At 60.6% G+C, this 16,213-nt stretch carries 3 protein-coding genes; 2 read left to right on the top strand and 1 reads right to left on the bottom strand.

The features are described from left to right. Nucleotides 1-302: 302 nt before the first annotated feature. Together M1D68_RS24425 and M1D68_RS24430 are read left to right on the top strand one after the other, a co-directional pair. Nucleotides 303-12,458 carry a retention module-containing protein gene (locus M1D68_RS24425; protein ID WP_457968691.1) on the top strand — a complete coding sequence of 4,052 codons (12,156 nt, stop codon included), beginning with the start codon at nt 303-305 and terminating at the stop codon, nt 12,456-12,458. A gap of 120 nt (nt 12,459-12,578) precedes the next feature. Beyond that, nucleotides 12,579-12,917, top strand: coding sequence for a hypothetical protein (locus M1D68_RS24430; protein WP_014335964.1), 339 nt, complete (start codon nt 12,579-12,581; stop codon nt 12,915-12,917). A 1,345-nt stretch (nt 12,918-14,262) separates the two neighbouring features. On the opposite strand, the gene lapD is transcribed toward M1D68_RS24430, so the two are convergent. Next, nucleotides 14,263-16,209, bottom strand: a complete 1,947-nt coding sequence (lapD, locus tag M1D68_RS24435; protein ID WP_457968693.1) for a cyclic di-GMP receptor LapD — start codon at nt 16,207-16,209, stop codon at nt 14,263-14,265. Nucleotides 16,210-16,213 lie beyond the last annotated feature (4 nt).

A 16,213-nucleotide genomic window follows, 5' to 3' on the forward strand; every position in this document is an offset into this window, starting at 1 on the left:
ATGATGGCAACCGGAATGACCGTATGTCGGAAAGTTCAAAACAGGGGTTGGAACACGCACTGAAAGAACAGGTCGCCGCTTAAATATCAATGTGACATTACAGAAGCGATTGTTTAGGATGGCCGGCAGAAGGTCAATAGTTTGGCAGCAACAAAAACCTTCCGCAGTTGCCGCCAATAAACCGTCAAATTTAAAGCGTCAAAACATTTTTCCTTAGTGAGCATGTACGTCCAGACCGCTACGGCCAACGAGGCTGTCGGGTCCATGGAAGTCTACTGAACGTGGTACCCGGAGAGTCTTCAATGAGCAGTGTTATTGCCGTCGTCAAAAGCATTGTTGGTCAGGTTTTCGCCGTATCCCCCGAGGGTATTCGGCGCGTACTCATTGAAGGCGACCGCCTTAACGTGGGCGACCAGTTGGACACCGGCCCTGCCGGTGCCGTCACATTGGAGCTGGCCGATGGCCGCTCGCTGGACCTGGGCCGGGACACCCAATGGAGCGCCAATGCTGCGGACTCCTCCACTGATCTGGAACAGGCCGCCGCCCAAGCCGCGCCCTCGGTAGACGAACTGCAACAAGCCATCGCCGCGGGCGTCGACCCGACGACCGCCCTGGAAGCCACCGCTGCCGGCCCAACCGCTGCTGGCACGGGCGGTGCGGCCGGTGGTGGCCACAGCTTCGTCGTACTGGATGCCACGGCTGGCAGCGTCGATCCGACAATCGGTTTTCCTACGGAAGGACTCGCCGCGGCTGCCGCCACCGATGACAACATCCTGGGTGGTGACACCACTGCCGATACGACCGCCAACGCCGTGCTCAATGCGACCATGACGCTGAGCGCCACGCCGACCCTGACCGAGGCCGGCGGCGTGCTGGTCTACACCGCGACCGTCACCCAGGCGCCGCTGACCAACCTGACCGTGACCTTGTCCAACGGTGCAGTCATCGTCATTCCAGCCGGACAACTGACCGGCAGCGTCAATGTGCCGCTCGCGCCGAACGACACGGTCTATAACGACCCAAGCCAGATCAGCGTGACTGTCACCGGCACCACCGGCGGCAGCGGCATCGCCGTGACCGTACCCACCACGCCCGCCGTTACCCAGATCACCGACACCGTCGACACCACCACCGTCACCCTGAGCGCAGGCGACACCGTTACCGAAGGCGGTCAGATCACTTACACCGCCACGCTGACCAATCCGGCCCAGACGCCAGTGACCGTGACCTTGAGCAACGGCTCGGTCATTACCATTGCCGCCGGCCAGACCACCGGCACCGTCGCTGTCGATACCCCGCCGAACGATGTCTACAACAATGGCAGTACTGTCAGCGCCACCATTACTGGCGCAACTGGGGGTAACTTCGAGAACCTGGTTCCGAATACGGCGCCTGCGGTCACGACGATCACTGATTCGCTTGACACCACCACCGTGACGTTGACCGCTAACCCGACGGTGAATGAAAACGGCACGATCACTTACACCGCCACCCTGACCGGTGCCGATGGCAAGCCGGTCACTGCCCAGAATGGTCCGGTTACCGTGACCTTGGACAGTGGTAAAACCATCACCATCGCAGCGGGCGCAAGCTCGGGTGTGTTGGATGTAGCGGTTGGCAACGACGTCTACCAAGGTCCAACGACGGTTACTGAATCGATTGCCTCGGCAACCGGCGGCAACCTCGAAGCCATCGCACCGAACACCGCTCCGGTCAGCACTATCGTCAGCGATGTCAACGACACCACTACCGTGACGCTGACCGCCAACCCAACCGTGAATGAAAACGGCACGATCACTTATACCGCCACGCTGACGGGTGCCGATGGCAAGCCGGTCACTGCGCAAAATGGTCCGGTTACCGTGACCTTGGACAGCGGCAAGACGATCACCATCGCAGCCGGTGCAAGCTCGGGTGTATTGGATGTAGCGGTTGGCAACGACGTGTACCAAGGCCCTACCACTGTCACCGAGTCGATCAAAGATGCAACCGGTGGCAACCTCGAAGCCATCGCACCAAACACGACGCCAGTGAGCACTGTGGTCAGCGATGTCAACGACACCACTACCGTGACCTTGACCGCCAACCCAACCGTGAACGAAAACGGCACGATCACTTACACCGCCACCCTGACCGGTGCCGATGGCAAGCCGGTCACTGCGCAAAATGGTCCGGTTACCGTGACCTTGGACAGTGGTAAAACCATCACCATCGCAGCCGGCGCAAGCTCGGGTGTGTTGGATGTGGCAGTGGGCAACGACGTCTACCAAGGTCCAACCACCGTCACCGAGTCGATCAAAGACGCATCCGGCGGCAACCTGGAAGCCATCGCACCTAACACTACGCCAGTCAGCACTGTGGTCAGCGACGTTAACGACACGACCACTGTGACGCTGACCGCAAATCCGACCGTGAACGAAAACGGCACGATCACTTATACCGCCACCCTGACGGGTGCCGATGGAAAGCCGGTCACTGCCCAGAATGGTCCGGTTACCGTGACCTTGGACAGTGGTAAAACCATCACTATCGCAGCCGGAGCGAGCTCTGGTGTGTTGGATGTAGCGGTAGGCAACGACGTCTACCAAGGCCCTACGACGGTTACTGAATCGATTGCCTCGGCATCCGGCGGCAACCTCGAAGCCATTGCGCCGAACACGACGCCAGTCAGCACTGTGATCAGCGATGTCAACGACACCACTACCGTGACCTTGACTGCTAACCCAACCGTGAACGAAAACGGCACGATCACTTACACCGCCACCCTGACCGGTGCCGATGGCAAACCGGTCACTGCCCAGAATGGTCCAGTTACCGTGACCTTGGACAGTGGTAAAACCATCACCATCGCAGCCGGTGCAAGCTCGGGTGTGTTGGATGTGGCGGTAGGCAACGACGTCTACCAAGGCCCTACGACGGTTACTGAATCGATTGCCTCGGCATCCGGCGGCAACCTCGAAGCCATCGCACCGAACACCACGCCAGTCAGCACTGTGGTCAGCGACGTCAACGACACGACCACCGTGACGCTGACCGCGAATCCGACCGTGAACGAAAACGGCACGATCACTTACACCGCCACGCTGACGGGTGCCGATGGCAAACCCGTCACTGCTCAGAACGGTCCGGTTACCGTGACGCTGGAAAGCGGTAAAACCATCACCATCGCAGCCGGTGCAAGCTCGGGTGTGTTGGATGTAGCGGTCGGCAACGACGTGTACCAAGGCCCTACGACGGTTACTGAATCGATTGCCTCGGCATCCGGTGGCAACCTCGAAGCCATCGCGCCGAACACCGCTCCGGTCAGCACTATCGTCAGCGACGTCAACGACACCACCACCGTGACGCTGACCGCGAATCCGACCGTGAATGAAAACGGCACGATCACTTACACCGCGACCCTGACCGGTGCCGATGGCAAGCCAGTCACCGCGCAAAATGGTCCCGTAACGGTCACGCTCGAAAGCGGCAAGACGATTACCATCGCAGCCGGCGCAAGCTCGGGTGTGTTGGATGTAGCGGTCGGCAACGACGTGTACCAGGGCCCTACCACTGTCACCGAGTCGATCAAAGATGCAACAGGTGGCAACCTCGAAGCCATCGCGCCGAACACGACGCCAGTCAGCACCGTGGTCAGCGACGTTAACGACACGACCTCCGTGACGCTGACCGCTAACCCAACCGTGAACGAAAACGGCACGATCACTTACACCGCCACCCTGACCGGTGCCGATGGCAAGCCGGTCACTGCGCAAAATGGTCCGGTTACCGTGACCTTGGACAGTGGTAAGACAATCACCATCGCAGCCGGCGCAAGCTCGGGCGTGTTGGATGTGGCAGTGGGCAACGACGTCTACCAAGGCCCAACCACCGTCACCGAGTCGATCAAAGATGCAACCGGTGGCAACCTCGAAGCCATCGCGCCAAACACGACTCCAGTGAGCACTGTGGTCAGCGATGTCAACGACACCACTACCGTGACACTGACCGCTAACCCAACCGTGAACGAAAACGGCACGATCACTTATACCGCGACCCTGACCGGCGCCGATGGCAAGCCCGTTACCGCGCAAAATGGTCCGGTTACCGTGACCTTGGACAGTGGTAAAACCATCACCATCGCAGCCGGTGCAAGCTCGGGTGTGTTGGATGTGGCGGTCGGCAACGACGTTTATCAAGGCCCTACGACGGTTACTGAATCGATTGCCTCGGCATCCGGCGGCAACCTCGAATCCATCGCACCGAACACCACGCCCGTCAGCACTGTGGTCAGCGACGTCAACGACACGACCACCGTGACGGTGACGGCTAACCCGACCGTGAACGAAAACGGCACGATCACTTACACCGCCACGCTGACGGGTGCCGATGGCAAACCCGTCACTGCTCAGAACGGTCCGGTTACCGTGACGCTGGAAAGCGGTAAAACCATCACCATCGCAGCCGGTGCAAGCTCGGGTGTGTTGGATGTAGCGGTCGGCAACGACGTGTACCAAGGCCCTACCACTGTCACCGAGTCGATCAAAGATGCAACCGGTGGCAACCTCGAAGCCATCGCGCCGAACACCGCTCCGGTCAGCACTATCATCAGCGACGTTAACGACACGACCACCGTGACGCTGACCGCTAACCCGACGGTGAATGAAAACGGCACGATCACTTACACCGCTACCTTGACGGGTGCCGATGGAAAGCCGGTCACTGCCCAGAATGGTCCGGTTACCGTGACCTTGGACAGTGGTAAAACCATCACCATCGCAGCCGGCGCAAGCTCGGGTGTGTTGGATGTGGCAGTGGGCAACGACGTCTACCAAGGCCCAACTACCGTCACCGAGTCGATCAAAGACGCATCCGGCGGCAACCTCGAAGCCATCGCGCCTAACACGACTCCAGTGAGCACCGTGGTCAGCGACGTTAACGACACGACCACCGTGACGCTGACCGCTAACCCGACCGTGAACGAAAACGGCACGATCACTTATACCGCCACGCTGACGGGTGCCGATGGCAAGCCCGTTACCGCGCAAAATGGTCCTGTAACGGTCACGCTCGAAAGCGGTAAGACGATCACCATCGCAGCGGGCGCAAGCTCGGGCGTATTGGATGTAGCGGTCGGCAACGACGTGTACCAGGGCCCTACCACTGTCACCGAGTCGATCAAAGATGCAACAGGTGGCAACCTCGAAGCCATCGCGCCGAACACGACGCCAGTCAGCACCGTGGTCAGCGACGTTAACGACACGACCACCGTGACGCTGACCGCTAACCCAACCGTGAACGAAAACGGCACGATCACTTACACCGCCACCCTGACCGGTGCCAATGGCAAGCCGGTCACTGCGCAAAATGGTCCGGTTACCGTGACCTTGGACAGTGGTAAGACAATCACCATCGCAGCCGGCGCAAGCTCGGGCGTGTTGGATGTGGCGGTCGGCAACGACGTCTACCAAGGTCCAACGACGGTCACTGAATCGATTGCCTCGGCATCCGGCGGCAACCTCGAAGCTATCGCACCTAACACCACGCCAGTCAGTACTGTGGTCAGCGACGTCAATGACACCACCACTGTGACGCTGACCGCCAACCCAACCGTGAACGAAAACGGCACGATCACTTATACCGCCACGCTGACGGGTGCCGATGGCAAACCCGTCACTGCCCAGAACGGTCCGGTTACCGTGACCTTGGACAGTGGTAAAACCATCACCATCGCAGCCGGTGCAAGCTCGGGTGTGTTGGATGTAGCGGTTGGCAACGACGTCTACCAAGGTCCAACGACGGTTACCGAATCGATTGCCTCGGCATCCGGTGGCAACCTCGAAGCCATCGCACCGAACACGACGCCAGTCAGCACCGTGGTCAGCGACGTTAACGACACGACCACCGTGACGCTGACCGCTAACCCGACGGTGAATGAAAACGGCACGATCACCTACACCGCCACCCTGACCGGTGCCGATGGCAAGCCAGTCACTGCGCAGAACGGTCCTGTAACGGTCACGCTCGAAAGCGGTAAGACGATCACCATCGCAGCGGGCGCAAGCTCGGGTGTGTTGGATGTAGCGGTCGGCAACGACGTCTACCAAGGTCCAACCACCGTCACCGAGTCGATCAAAGACGCATCCGGCGGCAACCTCGAAGCCATCGCGCCGAACACGACGCCAGTCAGCACCGTGGTCAGCGACGTTAACGACACGACCACCGTGACGCTGACCGCTAACCCGACGGTGAATGAAAACGGCACGATCACTTACACCGCCACCCTGACCGGTGCCGATGGCAAGCCGGTCACTGCCCAGAATGGTCCGGTTACCGTGACCTTGGACAGTGGTAAAACCATCACCATCGCAGCGGGCGCAAGCTCGGGTGTGTTGGATGTAGCGGTTGGCAACGACGTCTACCAAGGTCCAACGACGGTTACTGAATCGATTGCCTCGGCAACCGGCGGCAACCTCGAAGCCATCGCACCGAACACCGCTCCGGTCAGCACTATCGTCAGCGATGTCAACGACACCACTACCGTGACGCTGACCGCCAACCCAACCGTGAATGAAAACGGCACGATCACTTATACCGCCACGCTGACGGGTGCCGATGGCAAGCCGGTCACTGCGCAAAATGGTCCGGTTACCGTGACCTTGGACAGCGGCAAGACGATCACCATCGCAGCCGGTGCAAGCTCGGGTGTATTGGATGTAGCGGTTGGCAACGACGTGTACCAAGGCCCTACCACTGTCACCGAGTCGATCAAAGATGCAACCGGTGGCAACCTCGAAGCCATCGCACCAAACACGACGCCAGTGAGCACTGTGGTCAGCGATGTCAACGACACCACTACCGTGACCTTGACCGCCAACCCAACCGTGAACGAAAACGGCACGATCACTTACACCGCCACCCTGACCGGTGCCGATGGCAAACCGGTCACCGCGCAAAATGGTCCTGTAACGGTCACGCTCGAAAGCGGCAAGACGATTACCATCGCAGCGGGCGCAAGCTCGGGCGTATTGGATGTAGCGGTCGGCAACGACGTGTATCAAGGCCCTACCACTGTCACCAAGTCGATCAAAGATGCAACCGGTGGCAACCTGGAAGCCATCGCGCCGAACACCACGCCAGTCAGCACTGTGGTCAGCGATGTTAACGACACGACCACCGTGACCTTGACCGCCAACCCGACCGTGAATGAAAACGGCACGATCACTTATACCGCCACGCTGACGGGTGCCGATGGCAAGCCCGTCACTGCCCAGAATGGTCCTGTAACGGTCACGCTCGAAAGCGGTAAGACGATCACCATCGCAGCGGGCGCAAGCTCTGGTGTGTTGGATGTAGCGGTAGGCAACGACGTCTACCAAGGCCCTACGACGGTTACTGAATCGATTGCCTCGGCATCCGGCGGCAACCTCGAAGCCATTGCGCCGAACACGACGCCAGTCAGCACTGTGATCAGCGATGTCAACGACACCACTACCGTGACCTTGACTGCTAACCCAACCGTGAACGAAAACGGCACGATCACTTACACCGCCACCCTGACCGGTGCCGATGGCAAACCGGTCACCGCGCAAAATGGTCCTGTAACGGTCACGCTCGAAAGCGGCAAGACGATTACCATCGCAGCGGGCGCAAGCTCGGGCGTATTGGATGTAGCGGTCGGCAACGACGTGTATCAAGGCCCTACCACTGTCACCGAGTCGATCAAAGATGCAACCGGTGGCAACCTGGAAGCCATCGCGCCGAACACCACGCCAGTCAGCACTGTGGTCAGCGATGTTAACGACACGACCACCGTGACCTTGACCGCCAACCCGACCGTGAATGAAAACGGCACGATCACTTATACCGCCACGCTGACGGGTGCCGATGGCAAGCCCGTCACTGCCCAGAATGGTCCTGTAACGGTCACGCTCGAAAGCGGTAAGACGATCACCATCGCAGCGGGCGCAAGCTCGGGTGTGTTGGATGTAGCGGTCGGCAACGACGTCTACCAAGGCCCAACTACCGTCACCGAGTCGATCAAAGATGCAACAGGTGGCAACCTCGAAGCCATCGCGGCTAACACGACGCCAGTCAGCACCGTGGTCAGCGATGTCAACGACACCACTACCGTGACCTTGACCGCCAACCCGACCGTGAACGAAAACGGCACGATCACTTATACCGCCACCCTGACGGGTGCCGATGGCAAGCCGGTCACTGCGCAAAATGGTCCTGTAACGGTCACGCTCGAAAGCGGCAAGACGATTACCATCGCAGCGGGCGCAAGCTCGGGCGTGTTGGATGTAGCGGTCGGCAACGACGTCTACCAAGGCCCAACCACCGTCACCGAGTCGATCAAAGACGCATCCGGCGGCAACCTCGAAGCCATCGCGCCAAACACGACTCCAGTGAGCACCGTGGTCAGCGACATCAACGACACGACCACCGTGACGCTGACGGCTAACCCAACCGTGAATGAAAACGGCACCATCACCTACACCGCCACCCTGACCGGCGCCGATGGCAAACCCGTTACCGCGCAAAATGGTCCTGTAACGGTCACGCTCGAAAGCGGTAAGACAATCACCATCGCAGCCGGCGCAAGCTCTGGCGTGCTCAATGTCGCGGTCGGTAACGATGTCTATACCGGTGCGCCGTCCATTACCGAGTCGATCAAATCGGCATCCGGCGGCAATCTGGAAGCCATCGTCGTTGATAAGACTGGCGCATCGAGTGCTGTAGGCGACACCGTCGACAACACCACTGTCAGCATCACCGGCAGCTCATCGGTCACCGAAGGCCAGGCGGCTACCTATACCGTCAGCCTGACGAACCCGGCGCAAACCGAGGTGACGGTGAAGATCGTCTACAGCGGCACTGCCGCCGACGGCTCGGACTTCACGGGCGTTTACACCGTGAAGATCCCGGCCAATGCCACCAGCGCCAACTTCAACGTGGCAACCCTGGACGACAAGATCACCGAAGGCACGGAAAACTTCGTGGTCAAGATCGACTCCGCCACCGGTGGTAACTTCGAGCATCTGGCGGTCAGCGGGACCAACGGCAGTGTCAGCACCTCGATCATCGACAACGATGCGGCGCCGGTGCTCGACCTGGATGCCAACAACTCCAGTGGCAAGACCGGTGCCGATTACCAGGTGACCTTCACCGAAGGCACCACCGGCCCAGGCGTGTCGATTGGCGATACCGACCTGAAGATCACCGACCCGGACAGCACCATGCTGACCGGCGCCACCATTGTGCTGACCAACCGTCAGCCTGGCGATCATCTGAACCTGGGCAATAGCGTCAACGGCATCAGCATCAACGCCAACAGCACCGACGGCAAGGTCGTCCTGACGCTGACGGGCAATGCGACGCTGGCCGATTATATGCAGCAGATCAAGAACATCAGCTTCATCAACAACAGCGAAGACCCGAGCAGCGTACCGCGCGTCATCACCGTGACGGTGACCGACGGCGCCAGCTATTCCAACACCGCCACTACCACGGTGAACGTGGTCGGCGTCAACGATGCACCGGTGGCCGCCGGTGGCTCCGTGACCGGTACCGAGGACACTTCGCTGGTCCTCGGCTGGTCGACCTTCGGCGTCAGCGACGTGGACAGCTCCGCCGCCAGCCAGGGGGTGAAAATCACCGGGTTGCCAGGCGATGGCAAGTTGCAGTACCTGGATGGCGCGACCTGGAAGAACGTTGCCAACAACCAGACCTTCACCAAGGCCGACATCGACGCCGGCAAGTTGCGCTTCACCCCGGATGCCAACGAATCTGGTGCCAATGGTTATGGCGGCAGCGGCGTGGGCAACAAGCAGGCTGACTACGCGCAGATCAAATTCCAGCCAACCGACGGCCAGGCCCTGGGCAACACCGGCACCGTGAAGATCGACATCACGCCAACCGCCGACGCGCCGACCCTCAACGTAGCCGGCAACAACGTGACCTCCACCGGCCTGATCAAGGAAGTCTGGACCGGGCTGTCGGGCCTGGGCACCGATGGCAACGGCGCGCCGTCGGGCACGCTCAAGTCAGTGATCGATGCCGCCGGCACGCCGAACAGCAGCACCAACGTGAGCAACGTGCAGAACGACGGCAACGTCAATCCGGGCACCGCGTCGAAGACCTCGGGGCTGATTTTCCTGGAAGCCGGTAAGATTTATACCTTCAGCGGCACCGGCGATGACAGCCTGCTGGTGACCATTGGTGGCAAGGACGTGGCGGGCATTACCTGGGGCGCCGGTGGCAAGCTCAATGGTTCGTTCACCCCGACCACCAGCGGCTACTACACCCTGGACATCTACCACCACAACCAGACCGGCCCGGGCAGCTATGACGTGAACCTGTCGGTCAACGGCAGCACGCCCGTGGACCTGAGCAGCGCCGGCATACCGCTCTATACCGGCGTCGCCGACCTGACGAACGCTGGCGTGTCCGTTTCCGACCTGCACGGCACCAATGGCGAAGGCTACTACGACGGCTTCAAGCTCAACGAAGGCGCCGAAGGCGGCAGCGTGAACCTGTCGAAGATCACCACCGCCCTGACCGACACCGACGGTTCCGAAAGCTTGAGCGTGAAGATCGGCGGCATGCCTGAAGGCAGCGTCCTGAGTGACGGCGCGGGTCACACCGCAACCGTGGGAGCCAACGGCGAAGCCTCGGTTACCGGCTGGAACCTTGGCAGCCTCAACCTGACGCCGCCGACCTATTTCAACGGCCAGATCAACCTGACAGTGACGTCGACCTCCACCGAAACCCTCGGCGGGTCGGCGACGACCACGGCACAGATCCCGGTAACGGTGCATCCGGCGGTCTACAACGCTGCGACAGCCACTTCCGGCAGTGACAACGTCACCGGCACCGACGGCAACGACATCGTGGTCGCCGACATCGGCGGCCTGACCGTGGTGCCGGGCGTCAACTACAACATCGCGTTCATGGTCGACAGCTCCGGCAGCATGAGCTCGTCCTCCGTTACCGCCGCGAAGAACTCGCTGACCCAGGTGTTCAACACGCTCAAGCAGAGCATGGGCAGCAACTCCGGGACGGTGAATATTTTCCTGGCGGACTTCGATAATCAGGTGAACCAAACCGTTTCGGTCAACCTCAAGGACCCGAACGCGTTGGCGTTGCTCAAGAGCGTCCTGGACTCGATGGATTCCGGTGGTGGTACCAACTACGAAGACGTATTCAAGACCACCGCCAACTGGTTCAAGAGCAGCGAGGCCATGAGCAACTCCGGTGCGAAGAACCTGACGTACTTCATCACCGACGGCCAGCCGACTTACTACCAGAGCGACGAAGACACAAACCCGGATATCTACAACGGCGTGAAGCTCGACAGCTTGATCACCACCAGCAATTACAAGCTGGGGCAGACGTTCAGCGCCGCACTGGACAGCACCCACCGTGTTCAGGTCGACAAGTCCGGCAACGTCACGCTGCAAACTTGGAAAAAGTCCTGGGGCGGCTACTGGAGCGAAGAGAACCTGGGCACGCTGCACGCCCAAGGCGACGGCACCTATGAGCTGTCGTACCGCGACGGGACCGGCAGCAGTACCGACTCGGCCGCCACCAGCAACTCCGCGAGCGCCTTCGCGCTATTGAGTTCGGTGTCGGGCGTAGAGGCTATCGGCCTGAACAAGGGCGTCACTCTGTCCGACCTCGCACCCTACGACTCGGACGGCAAGCCGCAAACCAACATCGACCCCAAGGACCTGGCCAACTCGATCATCGGCCACACCGAAGCGACGATGCCGGGAGCCGATACGGTCAACGGCGCGGACGGCAACGACATCCTGTTCGGCGATTTGGTGAGTTTCAACGGCATCGCCGGCGAGGGTTACCAGGCCATCCAGTCGTTTGTCGCCCAACAAAGCGGCGCGGACGTCAGCAAGGTCACCACCAGCAACGTGCACCAGTACATCACCGAACACTACACCGCGTTCGATGTGTCCGGCGCACATGACGGCAACGACACCCTGCTGGGCGGTGCCGGCAACGACATCATCTTCGGTCAGGGCGGCAAGGACTTGCTGGACGGTGGTAAGGGCAATGACATCCTGCTCGGCGGCAGCGGTGCCGATACCCTGATTGGCGGCACGGGTAACGACACCCTGATCGGTGGCCTGGGCGGCGACACGTTTGTCTGGAAAGCCGGCGACACCGGCAATGACGTGATCAAGGACTTCAAGGCCGGCGACGGTGACCGGATCGACCTGCGGGACCTGTTGCAGGGCGAAACCGGCAGCACCATCGACCACTTCCTGAAAATCAGCACGGTCGATGGCGTGTCCTCCTTGCAAGTCAGCACCACCGGCCAGTTCAACGCGGCCAACGGTGCGGCGGCGACGCCAGACGTGACGATCAAGCTGGAAGGCAACAACTGGTCGAACATCAACCTGAACTCGCTGATCGCCGGCAGTGATCCGACCATCAAGATCGATCACAACAACAGCTGAGGCTGACACACATCCTGTGGAGAGGGAGCTGGCTCCCTCGCCATGGGATAAGTGTTCATACTCCCCCCAGTTGGCCTATGCTGCCCAGCATGACGCCGCTTCATACATGAGGGATGCCCGATGTTTTATGTGCAACGCGATGCACAAGGCCTGCTGGTGCGCGTGGAAGCCACCGCTTACGCCGAGGCCACCGAGACCTTGCCGGCCGACAACCATGAGATCCAGGACTGGTTCGCCAACCAGGCGGTAGAAAACAGCCTCAAGCAACTCAAGCAAAGCGACCTGGAGATGATCCGGGTACTCGATGACTTGATCCAGGTGCTGACCAGCAAAGGCGTCATCCGCGTCACCGACCTGCCACCAGCGGCCCAGGCCAAGCTGATGGACCGCAACCAGGCCCGTGAAGCGCTGGGTGGGTTGAGTCGGTTGATCGATGACGATGAGAAGGGGTTGATCTAGCCTGGCGCCATTGCCTGCAGCACACCGAACCTGTGGCGAGGGCGCTTGCTCCCGTTGGCCTGCGAAGCATGCCCCAGCCCGTCTATATGCGAAACCGTGTTGGCAGGTTTTACGACTGCTGCGCAGCCGAGCGGGAGCAAGCTCCCTCGCCACGAATTTTTTGGTGTCTGGGCTGACGCTATCGCGAGCAGGCTCGCTCCCACGGTAGATCAGTGGCGACCCTTTATAGTCCGGCTCGACACAGATCCAGTGTGGGAACGAGCCTGCTCGCGATAGCGGTCTTCGGTTTATTACGGGGCTGTCAGGCTGGCGCTTGCACTTCAAGCCGATCCATCGCCCGCTCCTCCGGCGCGACCCACAACCGCCATAAAGCGCTTGCGCGTCGTCTTTTAACCGGCTTGCCGCCAGTGTCACCGTTTTTTCGATGACAAACTCAGACTAGCCGCTATCGGGGCATATCCGTTGCTGCGGTAAAGGCTGCTGGCGGTTCCGCTTTTACAGCGGGTTACTTTTTTCAGACGCCAAAAAAGTAACCAAAAACGCTCCGCCCCACCACTCGGCACCTCGCCTAGGCTCGGTGTGCCCTCACTCCGGCATTGCTCCGTGGGCCGCCGCGAAGGGCCATCCATGGCCCAGCGCGGCTACCTCGGCATCCATGCCGAGGTACCCACTGCGCAATGCCTGCGTTCGGCCATCGTGGTTAACGGGCCCTTCCAGATCAAGATCAAGATCAAGATCCAAAGCAAGAGCAGGAGCATCTCGGCACTTATTTAGATGAACCTCCGCTATCGCGATCAGGCTCGTTCCCACATGGGTTTGCAGGTGTTCACAACCTTACACACAACCCAAAAACCTGTGGGAGCGAGCTTGCTCGCGATGAGGCCAGCACATTCAACATCAGCGGAAACTGACCCTCCGCCTTCGCGAGCAGGCTCGCTCCCACAATTGGAGTACGACCAGGAGAACCAGGTCGGCCATACCGCCGCCTCGCTTTCGCTTTCGCTTTGCTTTGCTTTTGCTTTGCTTTTGCTTTTGATCTGCCAGGCCCCGTTAACCACGATGGCCGAACGCAGGCATTGCGTAGAGGGTATCCCGGCATGGATGCCGGGATAGCCGCGTTGGGCCATGGATGGCCCTTCGCGGCGGGCCCACGGAGCAATGCCGGAGTGAGGGCATGCCGAGCCTAGGCGAGGCACCGAGTGGTGGGGCCAAGCCTTTTTTGCTTACTTTTTTTGGCGTCTGAAAAAAAGTAAGCCGCCGTAAGGGCGGAACCCTAAGTAGCCGTTACCGAAGAAATGGATATGTACGCATTCACAAGGGCATATCCCGCCTCACCAAGCAATCCTCACCCCCAACGCTTAGGCTCACCCACCAACTGCCCCTGCACCCCAAACAACCCCATCTCACGAATCACCGCCAACTCCCCTTCCGTCTCCACCCGTTCAGCAATCAACGGCAGGTCGATACTGTGAGCAGCACGCTGGATGGCCTCGATGAACAAACGCTTGTCACTTTCCTGGTCGATCGCACGAATGTAGCTACCGTCAATCTTCAGATAGGCCAACCCCAGCCGCGACAGGTTGCCAATCATGCTGAACCGCCCACCAAAGCGCTGCAGGCTCAAGGAAAAGCCAAGCTCGCGCAACTGCCGGGTCAACTGCTCCAACACCGCTTGCTCGGGCAGTTGCTCTTCACCAATCTCCAAGGTCAGGCGCGGCCCAAGGTTGGAGTGAGCCCGCAGGATTTCAAAGACCTTGTTCAACGCCTGAGGATCGGCCAGGGTCGCGGAGGACAGGTTGAGCGCCAGGGATTGTTCGTGCCCGGCCATCTGCTTGAGCACCTGTTCGAGCATCAAGCGGTCCAGGCGCGCGGTCCAGCCGAAGCGCTCCAGCCAAGGCAGGAAGCGTCCGGCGGGGATGGTCTGGCCTTGGTCGTCAAGCAGCCGCGACAGCACTTTGTAGTGCAGCACGACCTGGGTGTCCTGAGCCGCCACCACCGGCTGGAAGTACAGTTCGAAGCGTTGATTGCCCAGGGCCTGATCGAGCAGTTGGTGCCAGGCGTGGTGATCATCGCCCACGCTGGCGGACGCGCTATGCTCCAGGCAGGCCCAGCCCGGTTCGCCCTGGCTTTCGGCCTGGGCCAGTGCCTGGTCGCCAAGCTGGAGCACTGCCTGCGGCGAGTCGCCATGAACGAACGGAGCGAGCCCGATGGACGCCACCGATGCCACGTCGGTCGCGCCGGTGGCGTGCAAACTCGCCAACGCGCCTTCCAGATTCTGCGCCAGCTGCAGCGCCTCCTCGCGCACCAGCCCGGGTGCCAGCACCGCGAACTCCCCACCGCGAATCCGCGTCACCAGGTTATGGGTTTCCGGGTAGCGAACGCACTCACGCGACAACTGCTCGCCCACGGCTTTGAGCAATTGATCGGTGCGCTGCCCGCCCAGCCGCTGGTTCAGACCGGCGAGGTCCTTGACCCGCAACAACAGCAGATAACCGGAACTGGCCTGTTCCGGGTTGCTCACCCGCGCATGCAACTGCATCTCGAAATACCGTCGATTGGCCAGCCCCGTGAGGTTGTCCTGATAGGACTCCACCCGCAGTTTTTCACTGCGCTCGGCCTGTTCCTGGAACAGCGCCTTGAGCTTCTCGACCATCTGGTTCATCGCCTGGACCACACGCCGCAATTCAGGTGTGCGCGGCAGCTCCGGCAGGCTCAAAAACTCACGTCGGGCGATGGCGTGGGACTGGTGAACCATGTAGTCCAGCGGCTTGAGCTGGCGACGCAGCAGCAAGGCTCCCAGCACCGCGCTCACGGCGCCGCACAGCAACAACCAGCCCAGACTGCCCAGCGCGCTCTGCCACAGCTTGGCGAGGGCGAACATCGGGTGGCTGACCACTTCGACCCGCGCCGCCTGTTCCCAACCGCGGCTGACAATCGCATCGCCGCCGGCCGGCTCAAGGCCGATGAGCTTGATAAACCACTGCGGCACATTGCCGGCATCCGGGGTGCCGGTGCGCTCGGCCAGGGTCTTGTCGTTTGTCACGTCGAACACGCGGATGCTGGCGTAGTAGCCGCTGTCGAAGATCGAACTGACCATCAGCTCGACCATCGCCGGGTCGTCGATGTTCGGCGTCAACGACAGCGCCAGCGCCGTGGCCGCGTCCTGGGCATGGGAACGCAGCTGATTGACGTACTGGGTCCGCGAACTCTCCAGGCTGACCATGAAGCTGCCGCTGAAGGCAACCACCAGGAACAGACAGATAGCGATCAACAGCTGTTTGAACAAAGACATCTGA

The sequence above is a fragment of the Pseudomonas sp. R4-84 genome, assembly GCF_054130985.1.